Origin of the sequence: Hahella ganghwensis DSM 17046, from assembly GCF_000376785.1 — a bacterium.
Classification (GTDB): domain Bacteria; phylum Pseudomonadota; class Gammaproteobacteria; order Pseudomonadales; family Oleiphilaceae; genus Hahella; species Hahella ganghwensis.
The window spans coordinates 80604-96972 of the sequence record NZ_AQXX01000127.1; the positions used below are offsets into that span (position 1 = coordinate 80604).

16 protein-coding genes are annotated in these 16369 nt (G+C 48.5%); 7 read left to right on the forward strand and 9 right to left on the reverse strand.

Annotated features, from left to right (window positions below; all coding sequences use genetic code 11):
- Positions 1 to 9 precede the first annotated feature (9 nt).
- Positions 10 to 1119: a hypothetical protein gene (locus F566_RS0119370; RefSeq protein ID WP_020408684.1), complete on the reverse strand. Its 1110-nt coding sequence runs from the start codon at positions 1117 to 1119 to the stop codon at positions 10 to 12.
- A 714-nt stretch (positions 1120 to 1833) separates the two neighbouring features.
- On the opposite strand from F566_RS0119370, the gene F566_RS0119375 reads away from it, so the two are divergent.
- From F566_RS0119375 to F566_RS0119385, 3 genes are read left to right on the forward strand one after another with little or no spacing between them, the layout of a single operon-like run.
- Positions 1834 to 3363, forward strand: coding sequence for a response regulator (locus F566_RS0119375; RefSeq protein ID WP_020408685.1), 1530 nt, complete (start codon positions 1834 to 1836; stop codon positions 3361 to 3363).
- Positions 3353 to 4003, forward strand: a complete 651-nt coding sequence (locus F566_RS0119380) for a response regulator transcription factor (RefSeq protein ID WP_020408686.1) — start codon at positions 3353 to 3355, stop codon at positions 4001 to 4003. Before F566_RS0119375 ends, F566_RS0119380 begins: the two co-directional genes overlap by 11 nt.
- Positions 4000 to 5364, forward strand: a complete 1365-nt coding sequence (locus F566_RS0119385; RefSeq protein WP_020408687.1) for a sensor histidine kinase — start codon at positions 4000 to 4002, stop codon at positions 5362 to 5364. Before F566_RS0119380 ends, F566_RS0119385 begins: the two co-directional genes overlap by 4 nt.
- A 13-nt stretch (positions 5365 to 5377) precedes the next feature.
- Here F566_RS0119385 and F566_RS33485 read toward each other — a convergent pair whose 3' ends face one another.
- The 8 genes from F566_RS33485 to F566_RS0119430 all read right to left on the reverse strand — a co-directional run bounded on the left by F566_RS33485 (position 5378) and on the right by F566_RS0119430 (position 13433).
- A complete protein-coding gene (locus F566_RS33485) occupies positions 5378 to 6562 on the reverse strand; it encodes an OprO/OprP family phosphate-selective porin (RefSeq protein WP_020408688.1) in 1185 nt (394 codons plus the stop codon).
- On the reverse strand, positions 6559 to 7137 hold the full coding sequence (locus F566_RS0119395) for a DUF4956 domain-containing protein (protein WP_020408689.1): 579 nt from the start codon (positions 7135 to 7137) through the stop codon (positions 6559 to 6561). The genes F566_RS33485 and F566_RS0119395 overlap by 4 nt, the downstream gene beginning before the upstream one ends.
- Positions 7098 to 7991, reverse strand: coding sequence for a polyphosphate polymerase domain-containing protein (locus F566_RS33490; RefSeq protein ID WP_020408690.1), 894 nt, complete (start codon positions 7989 to 7991; stop codon positions 7098 to 7100). Before F566_RS33490 ends, F566_RS0119395 begins: the two co-directional genes overlap by 40 nt.
- 76 nt (positions 7992 to 8067) lie before the next feature.
- On the reverse strand, positions 8068 to 9789 hold the full coding sequence (locus tag F566_RS34940) for a CotH kinase family protein (RefSeq protein WP_020408691.1): 1722 nt from the start codon (positions 9787 to 9789) through the stop codon (positions 8068 to 8070).
- 102 nt (positions 9790 to 9891) lie between these two features.
- Positions 9892 to 11133 (reverse strand): GAF domain-containing sensor histidine kinase, encoded by a 1242-nt coding sequence (locus F566_RS0119410; RefSeq protein WP_020408692.1) that lies wholly within the window; start codon positions 11131 to 11133, stop codon positions 9892 to 9894.
- Between the two features lie 116 nt (positions 11134 to 11249).
- On the reverse strand, positions 11250 to 11912 hold the full coding sequence (locus tag F566_RS0119415) for a CPBP family intramembrane glutamic endopeptidase (RefSeq protein WP_157496915.1): 663 nt from the start codon (positions 11910 to 11912) through the stop codon (positions 11250 to 11252).
- 145 nt (positions 11913 to 12057) lie between these two features.
- Entirely contained in the window at positions 12058 to 12792 is a 735-nt protein-coding gene (locus F566_RS0119425) for an oxygen-binding di-iron domain-containing protein (protein WP_020408695.1), read from the reverse strand.
- Positions 12786 to 13433, reverse strand: a complete 648-nt coding sequence (locus F566_RS0119430; RefSeq protein ID WP_020408696.1) for a hypothetical protein — start codon at positions 13431 to 13433, stop codon at positions 12786 to 12788. The genes F566_RS0119425 and F566_RS0119430 overlap by 7 nt, the downstream gene beginning before the upstream one ends.
- Before the next feature lie 389 nt (positions 13434 to 13822).
- On the opposite strand from F566_RS0119430, the gene F566_RS0119435 reads away from it, so the two are divergent.
- From F566_RS0119435 to F566_RS0119450, 4 genes are all read left to right on the forward strand, one after another.
- A complete protein-coding gene (locus F566_RS0119435) occupies positions 13823 to 14563 on the forward strand; it encodes a tetratricopeptide repeat protein (protein ID WP_020408697.1) in 741 nt (246 codons plus the stop codon).
- A gap of 176 nt (positions 14564 to 14739) precedes the next feature.
- Positions 14740 to 15330 carry a TetR/AcrR family transcriptional regulator gene (locus F566_RS0119440; protein WP_020408698.1) on the forward strand — a complete coding sequence of 197 codons (591 nt, stop codon included), beginning with the start codon at positions 14740 to 14742 and terminating at the stop codon, positions 15328 to 15330.
- A 167-nt stretch (positions 15331 to 15497) separates the two neighbouring features.
- On the forward strand, positions 15498 to 15686 hold the full coding sequence (locus F566_RS34945) for a YciI family protein (protein ID WP_020408700.1): 189 nt from the start codon (positions 15498 to 15500) through the stop codon (positions 15684 to 15686).
- A gap of 49 nt (positions 15687 to 15735) precedes the next feature.
- Positions 15736 to 16356 (forward strand): DNA-3-methyladenine glycosylase I, encoded by a 621-nt coding sequence (locus tag F566_RS0119450; RefSeq protein WP_020408701.1) that lies wholly within the window; start codon positions 15736 to 15738, stop codon positions 16354 to 16356.
- The last annotated feature ends 13 nt before the right edge of the window (positions 16357 to 16369 follow it).

Here is a 16369-nt window from a genome sequence, read left to right on the forward strand (position 1 = left end):
GTTTTCTCGTCAGTTAAACAGTTTCACCAGATCAATCTCGTGAAAATACGCGGCATTGTTGCCATGTGTGAGCAGACCCGCTTCGCCTGCGTTATCGATTGAATTGTCTTCACCTTCACAAATCAGCTGTTCATTCAGATAGGCCTTAAATTGGTTTTCCAGCACCACTACCTGAAGATGCTGCCGCTCAGAAAGGTCGATATTGTCATGGGCTGATTGGCCCCCTGATTCCAAAAAAGACCAGACTCCGGCGATTTTTTTTCCAAACACCTGATAGTTGTTGGCCTGAGAAATCAGGAAGTAGTAATAGTTTTCGCTGTCCTGCCAGCGCATAACACAGCCGATACCCTCCTGGCTGTCAGTGCTGAGTCTTATGCTCAGTGCCAGGTGTTGAACAGGTGTCTCAAGGCCTGCCGGACGAATCAGAAGTTGGGCGCCGGCTTTACGTGGCTGTGCCAGTGTCAGTCCTCCCCCTCGAACGTTATTGAGCTGTTCTATCCGTTCTTCAGCACCATTAACGTTCCAGTTGGCATTCGGGGAGGAAGCATTGATATCGGTATCGGTAAGCGGATGAAAATCAATAAGAGGATCTGCCAGATCGGATAACTGCGTGGCGTCAATATTCGCGATAAAGCTGGCTCTACCGTTAGCGGGATTCAGTAAGTTTCTGATGACGATGTCATCAATCATACCGCCCGGGTCTACCGGTATCTGCTGATATTCACACTGGATATTGAAGGTGGCGACCCGTGCGTTTTTGTTGTCTGAATCCGGCGGGCTGAGATAATCAAGATCAAGTTTGTAAATCCCGTCACTGCGCAGTGTTTCCCGGTCAGTGGACAAGATCGCCGTGGTTAATCCGCTGATTTCATTATTAATAGTAGAAAGGTTGCTGCTGTTTTCGGAGACTCTGATCTCCGCCTCAGCTTCAAGAAAACGTCCGTAGATTTCTGCTTCGGGGTCGTCGTGCATGCCCACATAGCCACCGATTCCCAATGGCTTGATCCTCTTGGGGATAACCAGCAGATCACGGGTGATGGAAGCCGCACTGACCGCAGGCAGATATCCCGCAAGCACGGTCTGCAGATGATTAATGGCAGCCTGGGCGATCAGATCCAAAGCTTATCTCCCGATCAGGAAGTTATCCTATTATTTGCGACGACACTGCTCTTACTAACTTCGGCATCGTCTTGCTAACGTCGGTATCGTTCTCGCAAACGCTGGTATAGCTTTCTATGGTGCCGGTGCCGCCTTCATGGGGGTCGGTATCATTTACTAACGCCCATCGTGACGGCTCGCACTTTTCATCTGGCAAATACAGGAGACGGCAGTGTTCCCAGACTTGGCAATACCAATGCAACAAGCATGATAAAGTTTTTACACTGTTCGGCAGCGGCACATCTGAGAAATAAGAACGGCGATGTTCCTGAAAAAACAGTGAATGTATTACAGTCTGAACATCTACAACGGGTACTTCTTATCCAAGAAGACGACAGGAATGCGACCAGGAGAGAGGGTGTGGCAACACGATACGGCAGCCGGTCGCACGGCATATTCCACCTCTGATATTCCTCAGTCTAGTACTGTGAACTTTGGGTGTAAATAATCCATTGAGGATATTTTCTATACTTTTCTTGCCCTGCTGAAAGAGTGTTATGACAGGTACCCTTAAACCGCTTGTGATTGCAGGCTGATGGTGCTTGCAATATGAGAGACAAGTCGCAAACCCGAATAGGTGAATACAGTCATGTAGGATATTCCTACACAAATGTGAACGTTCATTGATAGTATTCAGTTGTCACTTTTGAAATCTCCCGGCGGGTGGAAGCCACTATGTCTGCAGACCAGCGTTTCAATGTATTGCTCCGGTACGACGATGCGAACGAGCCCCGGGAGTTTATTGAGCTGTTCGGTCAGGATTTTAACATTCTGCACAGCACATCGGATTCACGTGCAATGGAGTTGCTCGGTGAATATGGCCGTAATATTGTTGCCGCTTTTTTTTGTTTGCATGACGTGAGACAGGCTTTTGATTCGGCCTTTTTGCAGGGATTGAGGCAACGCTACCCGAGTTGCCTCAGGGTGTGGTTGAGTAACAACATGGTGCTTGATGATGTTATTGAACTGGTTGGCCGTCAGGCCGTTGATAAGTGCTTTTCCCATCCCTACGACAAAGATCTGATTCGTTCCCTGGTGTATACCGCGGGGATGGATCTTCACGACTCTACAGTTTCATCAACGCTGTCGGGATCTGATGAAAGTCTCCCAATTGTATTAATCGTGGATGACGAACAGTCTGCGACCAAATACCTGCGCAAGCAGCTTGAGCGTATGCAGGATCAGTTTTCCATACTTTGTGCCGCTGATGCGGAGGCTGCGCTGGAGGTGGTTCGGGATCACCCGGTAGCGGTGATTATGACAGATCAGCGCATGCCTGGTATGAAAGGGGATCAGCTACTTAATGAACTGCGCCGAAGCCGTCCTCACATTGTCAGAGTTCTGACGTCTGCTTATGGCGAAGTGAATGTGGCTCTGGATGCGGTCAATGAAGGCAAGATATTCCGGTACCAGAAGAAGCCCTGGGATGCGAAGGAAGTATTGCTTTGCCTGGAAGCTGCCCTGGAGGAGCACCAGGCACAGGTCCAGATTCACCGGCAAAACCGAAACAGCATTGAGCAGGAATTTGAACGTATCTGCTGTTTACGCAGGGCTGTTTTTTCTGAAATGCTTGGAAGTATTATTGAGGACGTGGTTGGAGAGGGAAATGAAGGGGTACTCCAAAGATTTCTGGATGACATGGAATCAGTGAGTGTTCTGCCCCCGAATATTGCCCATGTAAGAGCGAGTCACGACACGAATATAGAGCGACAACTCTGGACCGAAATGCAGGAAGAAATCAGCCGACGCCTGGGGCGGCTGGAGAAAGCCGATACTGATACCTGGAGGCTGGCCGCTGGTCTACTGTCAGAGGCTTTGCCTATCTTTATTGAGTCCGGATCAACGGACTCGGTCCGTTCTGAGTCTGAAGTGGCCAATGATCTCATTGAAGAAGTGATGAGTGCCCTGGAGACACTCTTGTCTTCTTCGGGACTTTCACAAAAAGCTCTGGAGTATTGCCAGACCGTTGAAGGGAGCTGGATTCTGAGTTGCGGCGACAGACCTTTGAAGATGTTTGCCCACCTCATGGCACCGCTAACCCGCATTTCCCGTCCCCTCATACTTCAGCAATCCGCTTTACTCGTGCTCTATGCTATCTGTTATCGCCTGGGGGGTAAGATAACCCTGCAAGGAGGTCATCAATGTTTCTCCCTGACACTGACTTGCCCGTTGCAGTATGGAGGCGAATCAGTCAATGGCCAGTGAGAGTGCTATCCGCCTGTTTATGACCGTGGACAAACTGCTGTTCCGTGAGTGCCTGCTGTACCAGTTGATCCTTCAGGAAGAGGTGGATCTGGTGGGGGAGTCTTCCTCCGGTGTGGACACCCTGTCGAAGCTGTCTGGCAGTGGTGCCAACGTGCTGATCATTGAAGAGGATCTTAAAGACAATGATGGACTGACCATTTCCGAAATAGCGCTGTCACAGAATCCGTCTTTATCCATTATGCTGCTGGTGGATTCAGCCATCTCCACTAAGCGGCTGGCTATCTATCTGGAGTCCGGCATTAAATCTGTGATTACCAAACACCAGCCGGTACAGGAAATGATCAAGGCACTACATTACATCAAGCATGGACAGGTATATGTGGACGCAGATCATTATCGTCTGCCTTCAGGGGCGGTATCCAGAAATCTGGAGATATTTCAGTCGTTGTCTGACAGAGAGAGGGAGGTGGCGCAGCTAATGGCCAGGCGGATCTCAGTCAAAAGCATCGCCGAACAGTTGGGGGTTTCCTATAAAACCGTTCATTCATACAAGGATCGGATATTTGTGAAACTGGGTTTTGAAAGATTGCCGGAACTCGTACTGTTTATGAAGCGATTTCAGAACCAGCTCAGTTTATGAAAATATTCAACGGTCTGCTTCAGATCCGCCAGCTTTCACAAGAGAAACAGCAGCGATTTGAGCGATATTACCGAACCCAGACTAAGTTCCGTTTGCTTCCACTGTTTGCCGATCTTTCTCTGCTGGTGACCATCATCGGCACTTTTCTGTATATCTTCAGTATTGCCCGTCATCAATCTGAGGGAATCCATTTTCTGACGTACGTATACACGGGCATATTGATTGCTCTGGCAGTTGTGCACCGTTTTAGCCGACTGAGATTCTCGTCTCCCCTCCTAGTGTATCTGGTGTTTGGCCATATGGCGCTGTTCAGTTATCTGGCATTTATCCAGGCTGCCGGGGGGATTGTACCGATCTTCGGCTTACACTTCTTTCTCAGCTCTCTGGGGTTTATCACATTATCAATATTTCACACGTTGCTGATTATTCTGATCAATCTGGTGTTGTTGGTGGTGGCGACTCATCTGGCTGTTCCAGCAGAGGAAGTCGGGCCAGCGCTGGCGACGGTACTGAGCAATTGGTTTATTCTGATGTGTCTGTTGATCGCCCCTTTGTCGGCACTGTTTAATCGCTGGTTTTTCCGCAATATTCTAGCTTTGCAGTTTTTGCTGCGGGATCGAAATAAACTCCTTACGGAGACCTTTCAAAGCCTTCATGAAACCGAAGACAAGCTGATTCAGCAACAGAAGCAGCAGGCATTAAGTCATATGGCGAAAGGCCTGTTGCACGAAATCATGAATCCGGTGAACTGCTCTACTCAGGCGCTACAGTACGCGCGGGTGGTGAATCAGGACGAGGAAATCGGTGAAGCCCTGGATGACGCTATCATGCATCAATCCCGTATTGCCGATATTGTATCCGACCTGATTGAGTTTTCTCAGCCCAGGCCCGACCATGAAATGGAAAGGGCGGACCTGGGAGACATGATCGACACTTCCATCCGAATCTGCCGAAATGAACTCAGAAATATTAAGGTCCATGTTGCTTTAAAGACCACCACGGTTATCAGCTGTTATCCCTCGGCCTTAACTCAGGTGTTGGTCAATGTCCTGCTAAACGGGGCTGCTGCTCTGAAGGCGGGGAATCAGAGAGAGGAAGCGGTGATTGGTATATCAGCAGAACAAACCGAGCAGTGGCTGGAAATCAAAATCAGGGACAATGGTAAGGGAATCGCACCAGATGATATCAAGCGACTGACTGAACCTTTCTACTCCACGAAGGAAACGCCTGACAGTCTGGGGTTGGGATTGAGCATTTGCCAAACCATCATGCGTCATCATCATGGTGTCATGAAGGTTGAAAGTGAGCAGGGGGCCTGGACAGAAGTACGGCTCCAGTTGCCATCTTCTTTATGTTTCTGACAGGCCACTCCTTTTAAAAACGGTACTGCGCTCGCAGAGTGATGGCTTCGCCCTTCGGATCATCATGGAGTGCATTACCGCTAAGATCCGGAATCAGATAATTGAGCCGTATCAGAAACCGTTTTTTCCAATAGTAGTTGACGCCGAGCATCAGGATCTGTGCCTTGGCGCCAATGCCGTTGTCTTGCAGATCGACTGCGCTGAACCTGGAAACCAGTTCTACCGCGCCGATATCCCGCAGTGGTTTTACCCGTTTGAACTCACCTTTGCTGTATTCTCGTTGCTCGCCCGTGAGGAAGTAGGCTAGTTGGGTATAAAAACCTGAATAATGCCAACGGCGGTCATTGGTTTGGGTGATTTGCTGAGTCATGGCCTCAGAGCTGAATGTGAGTGAATGGTAGACTCCGGCTAACTCAGCCCCGATTAATTGCACATCTTTAGCATCAAAGCGGGCGCTGCGAATCACGTTATCTGCGCTGAATACTTCCGCCTCATCTTTGATCTGGAACTCCTGATCCTGAAAGTCTCTGTAAGAGGCAGCCAGCCCAAGGTGGAGTGCCCCCTGGGGTTCACGAACAGGAGCTGCTGTCACGCGTCCGGTAATGGATCTTGGAGAAGCCGGGTCAGAAGCTTCCTGGAATATACCAATTGCCCATGTGTATGATTTCTTTTTGTTGTTTAAGCGTAGGCCATAGGAGGAGCGCCCGGGGGCAAATACGGATGTGGCAAGTGAGCGTTCGTTTGTCATCAGACTGGAAAAACCGTCCAGTCTTTCAAATCCGAAGGGTTCCAGCATTCGTCCGATCTGGATATTGCCAAAGTCGAACCCACGATAATCAATATTGGCGTCACCGACATCCAGGCTCTGGTTATCTCTCTCAATGGAATAATCCAGGCCCAGTTCTGCCCGCCAGGCATTGTTGAACTCATAGTCAAAACCAAGTTTTGCCTTGCGTAGAATAAAATGTGTGTTGGACTCAGTGCCCTCTTTATCGTGAAAAGCACCATAATCGTCCAGACCGATCACCAGATAGGCGTTGATATCCAGGCGATTGTCTCTGGTTGGTTCGGAATCTTCCGTTGAAGGGCCGTCCACAGGTACACTCTGAGCCTGGCTGTGGAGACTTGCTGTTGCCAGAAATGACACAAGCAGTAATCGGGAGAGCTGCATGGATCTCCGCTGACAGTCTGGTTTCATTGTGTCACTCTCTTTTTATAGTGTAACCGGAGCAGGGCGGTGTCCTTGAGAAAACTGATCGAAACGACTTCCACCTGCTGAACGTCAAGACCTGTGCGGGTGGCAAGATCCTCAATCAAAACCTCTCTGTTCTCCGGGCGGATGTTCTCAATTTTTTCGTATTCCACTTCCTGTTCTTCGATCAGCGGAAGCAGTAGTCGCGTTTCCAGGAGTAATGCCAGAGCAATCAGCAGCATATTCAGAATAATCAACGCAATATGTTGCATGGTTCCCACTGCCCCGAGCAAAGCCATGGCAATGACCAGAAACAGGTAAGTCATTTCCTTGATACCGAGAGCTTCGGTGCGATATCTGAGCATGGAAAATACGGCGAATAACCCGAATGCAAAGCCCATCGTGACCTCTGCGGAATGCAGAAGTGCGGTGACCAGAAAAACACCGGTTCCAAACAATACAAATGAGGCCGCGTTTTCCCGATGCCGGGAAAAGTTGTAGTAGCAGCGAACGAGTATCAGAACAGAAAAAGTGTTGATGATCAGGCGGATGAGAAAATGGAGATCAACGGTTGATTCCATAGTGTTTCCTTTGAATAGTCATGAATGGGTATAACAGAAGGAGTGGCAGGTAAGTTTGGGGTTGGCTTGCTGCCGGATTGCCTTTCTTGCAGTGAGGCTTGTCGTGATTGCAGTTTTTCCAGTCGGCCCAGAACAGGTTTGAAGCGGTTGGTTTTCACTTCACCTTCGCGTACCAGGCTGGTCCCAATACAGTATTTGCTGAATCCCAGAGATCTGATTCCTTCCTGCCTCAATAATGTGGCGATGGGGGATTGACTGGGTTTCTGTTGGCTCTTGACCTCGATTAATGCGATCTCTGGGAGTAAAACGCGCTGCCTTCCGTTGCTAAACTCCAGATTCACATCCACGGTGATTCTTTCCCGCTGGTTCCCTCCGATCAGGGTTGCCCGTTTATAGCGGACGAAAAGAGCCGGCAACATCCCTGCCGCCGACAGGCCGAAAAAATCATGGATAAACTCCCGAATCTGTTCTGTATCGGGCGTGGGGTGACCTATCTCAACTCGGCGCTTGATTGTACGTTGCAGATTATTCTTGAACTTGATTTCAAGAAAAGCGCTTCCGGTATCAAGGTAATGGCGTGTCCGGATCTTAAAACGGTTCAGCTTGCCGTTATGATGAGCGTGGTAGAGATCAAGTGCTTTGGTATCAAAGTAAAGGGTGTCATAGGTGAACCAGCGAAGGCCGTTGATCTCAAGCATACTGTAGCGGTCAGCCAGTGGGTTCAGCACTTTCTTTAAAGTGTCCAGTGACATCATAAATTTGGAATCAACCCGGTTCATGAGCGCGAACCGGGATTGTTCCTGCAATGAATGTCCACGGAAGTGACCCATGGGGAACGGAAAATCTGGTTTCATGATCAATCGACTTCTGGCAGGTATTCCAGCGTGACATCCAGGCTGAGTTCGACATCTCCTGCATGATCCCCAGTTCCTACGCTGTCGATGGTGATGCTGCCTGTCGCCCCATGGCTATCGTGTTGATACCCAGGGGAGCCGATTCATCCACTTCAAATAGCAGTAGGTTGGTTGCGAGTCCGTGTAGGGCATGAGTACCGGGTTTGTAGTCGGATACTTCGATATAGAGTTGAATGACGTAGGGAGTAAAGTTGTCATTGATATCGGCTCCGATCAACAAAAGGCTGACGACAGAGGGAGAGGTAAAGTCAGCCAGCGAATAGACCAGACTGTCTACCTTGAACGCTGCATAGGTCAGACTGGCAGCGACATTATTTCCATTAGGCAGAGTAAACCTGAAAACCCCCTTATCTGTTCCGTCGGTTGATGTAATATCCGCTGTCAGTTCTGTCGTTATAGGGTTGTCGGAGCAATTGGCTGCAACATCCTGCAGAACATGGGAGTTTCCAGGAGTTTCATCGCCTGAAAGGGCGGCTGCCAGACGTTGTCGTTGAGAGGCGATGTGGTTGTCCTCTCCTTCCACCCCACGGCCAAAGATAAACTGGTTGATTGTTTCGAAAGAGGATTCGGAGGTGCCGGTCAATTGCCGGATTCTGTTCAATTCACTCTGAAGTTCTTCTTCGTTCCAGTGATTTTCCAGCAGGGATTCAAGGGTTGAGTGATATTGATCACGGTAGATATCGATATCATAAAGTCTTTTGGCAATACTCAGATTTCGGTACATGGGACCGGAATCAGGCTTGAAAAGATGGGTACCGACAAACGCGGTATCCGCTCCCCAGGGAATGAAATGAAATAGGCCATCGTCAGGAGACCGGTAGATATAGTAATTGTTCGCGTTGCCGGTGGCGGAATCCCAGAATCCCAGCAGGGTTTCCATGGCCCAGAAATCAATAAACTCGTCCACGTCTATCAGTTGCGGGAGAACTGCTGCCAATTGAGTGTCTGGTAGTTGCAGAGCGTCTGTGACGGACATCAGATCGGTACGATCATTTTCCTTTTTATTGGTTTTTTTCTCAAAGTTGTCACTGAGATAGGTTCCGAAATCAGCAAGTTGGGCTTCATAAAGATTGCCGTCATCGTCTCCGAAGGTTCGTTTCAAAAAGGGTTTCTTTACCGGCTCTACATTGGAGAATATTCCCAGGTCTTCACCATTGACCGAGACTCTGGCGAAGTTACAGCGTGGCGCGGCAATGCCGATAGCCCTGAACTTGTCGTAGGCCATGCACTGACGGGCGTTGGAGGGATCCTGACGGTTATTATTCAACGTCATTCGGGTCATATTCTGATAAGTGCGACCGTCATGAAGATCATTAAAATCAAGTTTGATCGATGGGCGACTGGGGCTGAGTGAGCCCAGAAATCCTTTTTTGCGGATGACGACGTTTTCCATGGTGTCACCATCAATGGTGACCGTGGCCTTGAATTCTGTATACTCATATTCGGGAACACATTCTCTGGCTGTGCTGGCCAGCGTGCGCCCCTCGGCTTTCATTGCGGCGTAGTCTGCCTCGGGCAGGCTGATACTGACATTCAGTAATCGATTGGCATCATACAAGTCTCCGTCACCACCAACATTCACGGGCTCAAGCGGCGTATCAAAATCTGAGGGTTTGGTGGCGGTGGAGGTGCCGCCGCTACAGCCGACCATTTGCCAGCTTAATACACCCAACAGAATCATGGTCAGGCAGATAGGGGGATTATGAGTATGGCCTGGCGTTTTCGTTATTTTTATCACGGATACTGCTCCATTAAAGTAAAAGGGAGACGATGGACCAAAGTCCAGTATCAGTATCCGGGCGTGTTGCCAATGTGTATGTAAGATGATCTTACAGGTCGTTCAGACTGCCTGCTGAGCCATTAGGGGAATGGATAATACAACCTTATAGGTGTCATTCTGCTCTGTCGTCTGCAATGTGCCACCATGTGATTTAAAGACTTCATTAACGATTTCGAGGCCAAACCCCACTGACTTGTACACCGGAGTGTTCGAGAAGGTTTTGGGGGGACCCTCCTGATCGATTTTGTTGGTAATACTGATAATGCAATTGTCCTTCTTGATCTCTGAGGTGATATCGACCTCTCCATGCATAGGGGAATACTTGATGGCATTAATCAATAGATTGATCAGGCTTTGGTGCATTCTGTTTTCATCGCATTCAAGGATGGTGTCCTTTAACACATTGTTTTTTATTGTAATGCTCGCATCTTCTGCAAATGCAGAAACGCTTTCAATAGCGGTATCCAGTAATTCGAATAATGTTACCTGGGTAATATCCAAGGTGATTTTGCCTGCGCTCAACGCCGCCCGCTCAAGTATCGTGGAGATTAACTCCAATGCTCTTTCTGCAGGCTCAATAATTCGCTCGGTTAAGTCTCTCATCTGTTCGACGGTCAACCCTTCGCGTGTTGAGAGTTTGGCGTAGCCAATAATGGCCGCCATGGGGTTACGAAGATCGTGAGCCACATATCCTACAAAACGCTTCATTTTTTCGTTGAGGGAAATAAGGCGTTCTTCCTTGTTTCTAAGAAGAATAAATGCACCGATGGAATTGGCCAAAATGACAATCAGGTTTCGCTCGTTGACGGAAAAGCCCCGATATCTTGGGGTGGTTGAGGTGAAGTTGAAGGTCCCGAACAGCTTGTCCCCAACAAATATCGGCGCAGATAAATAGGCTTCAAGCCTCAGGTTCTGGTACACGGGGTGGCAGTTCATGTAGTCCAGCTCTCCAACTTGTGGAAATCCCAGAACATGCTGGCTTTGTACGACCTCACGACAATAGGTATCCTCCAGTGGAAACTCCTGTCCTTTATGAAGTACATCCAGAGGGCTGACAACATCCCTGACTTTGTAGACGCCGTCAGAAGTCACTTCACTGACGATGCCTGTCTCCAGACCAAAGATCTCGATACCCGCGATCAAGTATTCTCTGATCAATTGATCAAAGTCTTCAAACTTATTGGCACAGAGCAGTTGTACTCTGGTCAGATTACTCAACATGGCCCGAAGTTGATCAATTTCTGGAATATCTGAATCCATAGCAATGTAATCGCTGTCTTCAACAAAGCTTGGGTATTCCATCAATGCCTCCGGTTCTTGGTCGGCCGATTTCTGAAGATACTCAGAAAGTATAGGACAATCGCCAGAGTACGGAGGTCATTTATCGAAAGTGGCTGTACATGGCAAACGGCCTGGTTTTAAAAGGTGGCGGGATAGGTAAATAGAGAAAGATGCAGAAAGTTAAGCAAAAAATGGGCTGTCACGGAGGTGATATAGCTTCTGGTTCTCCAATAAATACCCGCATAGAGCAACGCTGCCAGGAAGATTAAGAACATGCGCTCCATTGCACCCGGACCAGTATGAAAGTGGGCCAGGGTGAACAATGACGCAGATAGGGTAAATGCAATGAATCCTGCGTATTGATTAACTTGTCCAGCCAAGGGGCCAAGAAATCTCAAAGGTGACTTTTGAAGTTTTTGCCACAGGGTCTCCTGCACCAGAAGGCGGAAAAATGCCTCCTCCGCCATGCAGGTGACAAAGAAATGAAAGAACGCAAATGCGAGAGTCAGTTGGCCGAACTTGATATCGAGATCTATGCCTAGAATGTAACCCGTCAATAGTATGCCCGCTATACCGGTAAGCATGACTGGCAAATCTTTCTGGATAAATATCCCTACCCCCTGAAACTGTAGTCGACTGATCATCAGGCTCAGCACAATCGCTGCTGCTATGGCTTTATCCAGTCCGGCCTTCAAAGTGAAGGGCATGGTAGAAGTCCCCAGACCGGGAGAATAGAAGATCACTTCATTATGAAATCCTGGTGCAATGTGCATGGCCAGCAACAAGGATATGATAATCACCAAAAACCAGGCGAAGGTACGCAGAATGCGATTGCTGTGCGTGCAAAGGAAGGCGGAAACCAGATATAGACCGACTTATGACGGTGCGATGGATGAATCTCCAAGCGTTTCTGGCATGTCAGATGTCAGGGGCTCCAAAGGGCTGTCAGCGTATGGCTGACCCCACTTCGAGATTCTCAAACCAGTCGAGGAATCGTTTGACATCATCGCCCTTGAATATACGACCGTGCTGAGGGGCCATATACTCAATCGGCAATTTTCGGATGCGGTCGATCCAGTGTTGCTTGGCCTCGTTGGAAGGCATCCAACGTCTGTGAAAGGCTTCCATATGCTTTGTGTGAGACGTAAAGTCTTCAACGAATAGTGGCGGCTGCCCGGGTTCAAGCGCAGCGCCTATGTCTCCTGACATCAGTACTTTCAGTTGTGGGTCATAGACATTGAAATTTCCGGAAGAGTGAAGATAGTGCGCGGGAACGAGAGTGAGCCTGACAGCGCCAAGGTCAATTTCGCCTCCTTCATCCGGAATGCGCACATACTCGGTGTGTTCCATGCCGAAATGTCGGATAAACCCTTCCCAGAGCCAGGGAGCATGTAAGCGTGCTTTGGGCAGAGCCCTGTCCCAAAGGCCCAGGGAGGAGATGATATCCGGGTCCTGGTGGGAGGCAAACAGATCAGTGATTTCATTGATGGAAGCATATTCCAGTGCGCTGTTCAGCATGGCGGAAAACAGTTCGATACCGCCGGGGTCCATAATCAGCAACCGGTTATGGGTTCTTACCATGTATTGATTGGTATCAATGATACCGTTTGGTTTCTCGGGATCCCGACCGCAGATAATCCATTTATGGCTATTGGCTTCCCACAGAGTCTTTGTCAGCATGTTTGCATTTCCATCAGGTTCATCAGTCTGTCACCCATCAACATACGGTCCTTGAGTGTGAGTACCGCCCCTTCTATCGTGTCTGCAATTGCCCAGAGCGAGTCCTGAAAGGGGCCTGCACGTGAGGCTTCGATTCGGCAGATGGCGACAATTGAGTTTAACGTCCGATTACAGTCCTTGATCTCTCTCAGGTTTTTTTTCAGCTCAATGACCGCCTCTACATTCTTGTTGTTAAAACTGTCGGCGCTTTTCAGAATTTCCTGTGTCAGGCCATGTAGTTCCGGATGTGCCTGAAAGGCTTGTGCGCTCAGCTTTTCCAGATTGGCCGCCATTTTCTGTTCGAAGACGCTCTTTACTGATGCCTTGGTCAGGCCCTGTGCAAGCTTGCCGACCTTATCTGCCAGCTCAATCATGATGTTGGCGGTGTCGTTGATGTAATCTGTTATTCCTGAGAATCCCTTGCCCCATTCATCGGCTCTGGCTGTAATGGCCTGTGCGTTCTTCGAGCAAAGCGATAATTGCTTGGCGGTTTGTTTGGTGGAGGTGAGTTCTGTTGCCAGGGTGGCAGCAAGGACATAGGGAGGGATAGGTCTGCCGTTAAAGCTATCGACCAGATCTAATAAAGATATTTGGTTCAGCATATTTCACCCTGGGTCCCTGGCTGCTTAACCTTTTATACTTCCGGTCTGCAATATGATGTTTCTCACTCTTTCCAGCTAGGCGTTGGTCAGAGTAATTCGTGGCGCTGACTTAAATATAGCAAAGAATTCCAGAAGCATTTTGCCCTTCGACTATATCGATTTTCACGGTTTTCCTATCTTTCACGATCTTTTCTACACATTTCTGCTTCGCTTGAAAGCATGCAATGCAAGGGGGAAGAAGCGGTGACCGACGTTAAAAGAGGTAAAATTACTTGGAGAGATGATGAACTTTTGTCATGGGAAGTATAAATTGCCAGGTTTGACTTGGGGCGATGTCCCTGATGTTTTTCTAGCCATCTCAACATAGACATGAAAAAGGAGAATCGAGGGTGCCGTTTTTAATTCTGTCTATCCTGATTCAGGTTGCGCTTGTCGTGCATATCTTTAAAACAGGCCGCAACACAACTTGGATCTGGGTGGTTGTGATGTTGCCGATGGTAGGATCGATTGCTTATTTTATTGTTGAAGTTCTGCCCGATCTGGGGAACAGCCGAAGCGGCAAGAAAGCTCGAAGGGCGGTAAGTGGCGCCGTCAATCCAAATAGGGAAATCAAGCAGGCGGCGATGGATTACTCGATTGCTGATACCCGGGAAAACTCAGCTGCCCTGGCTGAAGAAATGCTCAAGAAAGGGATGTTTGCTGAAGCTCAGGCGCTGTTTAAGAAGTGCCTCAAAGGATTATACGAACACGATCCTACCTTTATGTTCGGGTTGGCCAGGGCTGAATTCGGTTTGCAAAACCATGCTGAAACCAAAGCTATCCTGGATCGCCTGATAGAACATAATCCTGACTACAAAAATGCTGATGCCCACCTGCTTTACGCCAGAACGTTGGAGCAGACGGGTGATATAGAAGCTGCTTTACACGAATTCTCGGTACTTGATACCTATTTTCCTGGCCCTGAAGCAAGCTATCGCTATGCTTTATTGCTGAGAAAGAGCGGCGAAACAGCAAAAGCACAGGAACTGCTTGTCAAAATCATCACTCAGGCCAACAGAGCCAGCCGTCATTACAATGACCTCTATAAAACCTGGATCAAGCTGGCTCGGAGTGAATCGAAAGGGTTCTAGCTTGAGCTGTTAAGTTCTTTTTGTAATTCGGCCCAAGAAATCAATGATTGACAAAATAGGACGGCTGTCCTATTTTTTTGTTTTATTGATTAGGACAAGTGTCCTAGGGTTTGGGAGTTAGTCTCGGCAGAGGTATTGATGACAGGTATTCAACAGGTGCCAGGGGAGAGTAGAGAGTGAAAGAGAACCCAACAAGAGCAGGTATTGTTGAAGCCGCAGACCGGCTGATCTATCAGCAGGGGTACGAGCATACCTCTTTTAAGAATATCGCTGATGCGGTCAATATCTCTCGCGGAAACTTCTATTACCACTTCAAATCCAAAGATGAAATTCTCGATGCAGTGATTGAGTTCCGGCTTGCCAAGACCCGTAAGATTATAGAGCAGTGGGAGTTGCAGGGTGACACAGCGGAAGCCCGCATACGGTGCTTTATTCATATTCTGATTGTGAACCAGGAGCCGATCATGCAGTACGGTTGCCCGGTAGGCTCACTTTGCTCAGAGCTAGCCAAGCTGAATCATCCGTCGCAGCCGGAAGCCAATAAGCTTTTTACGCTATTTCATGATTGGTTAAGTCAACAGTTTCTCAGCCTGGGATGTGCTCAGGACGCAGACAGATTCGCCATGCATCTGCTCGCCCGAAGTCAGGGAGTAGCAACCCTTGCCAATGCCTTTCAGGATGAAGGATTTGTGAAAGAAGAAGTAAAACTGATGAATGAATGGCTACAGGCCTGTATCGATCAGGCTGCCAAAACCCCACGAAGATAACACCCCCATTAATAAGCGGATCTGTTCGTTTCACTAGATCCCGTGATTGCTATAAGGAGATTTGCCCGATGTTTATCGTATTGCTCAGATTTGCTGAAAATAAGTCCCTGGCACCTGAATATATGGTCAGGCATAACGACTGGATAAAACAGGGGATGGAATAAGGTGTGTTTCTCGTAGTAGGCAGTCTGCAACCGAATCAGGGAGGGGGCATTGTTGCGCACAACACGACACAGGAAGAACTGGAAGCCAGAATCAATCAAGACCCGTTTGTTGTTGAAAAGGTTGTGACTGCCGAAGTTCTGAATATCACACCGTCCATGTTGGATGATCGTTTAAGCTTTCTGGCAGCCTGAGTTCCCTTGGGAAAATCTGACTGAACCATTATAAAAAGGAAAACATAGAATGAGCGTGTTGGAAGGGCTTGACGGAAAAGTGCGTTGTGGGTGGTGCTCGATTACCTCGGAGTTTTTACCTTACCATGATACTGAGTGGGTATTCCCTGTCACTGATGACCATCGGCTTTTCGAAAAAATATGCCTGGAAGGTTTTCAATCGGGATTGAGCTGGCGGACGATCCTGACCAAACGTGAGAATTTTCGTAAAGCATTCTGTCATTTTGATTTTAACCGTATTGCCAGGTTTACTGCCGATGACATTGAACGTTTGATGCAGGATGAGGGCATTGTCAGGCACCGGGGAAAAATTGAGGCTGTGATCAACAATGCCAGACGGGCTCAGGAAATGGTGGAAAAGGAAGGTTCTCTGGCTGCGTACTTCTGGCAATATGAACCAGATCCCGCAAATCTTGCGCCACCTCAAACGGTATCGACCTCCGCCGAGTCGATTGCCTTGTCAAAAGACCTGAAAAAACGCGGCTGGAAATTCGTCGGCCCCACCACTGTGTATGCTTTCATGCAAGCGATGGGACTGGTCAACGATCACGCGGAGATTTGCTTTATCAGAGATAAAGCTGAAAGACTTCGGGAGAAATTCAAGCGACCTTCCAGCGAGTCTCCTGATTGATTGGAGTCATTAT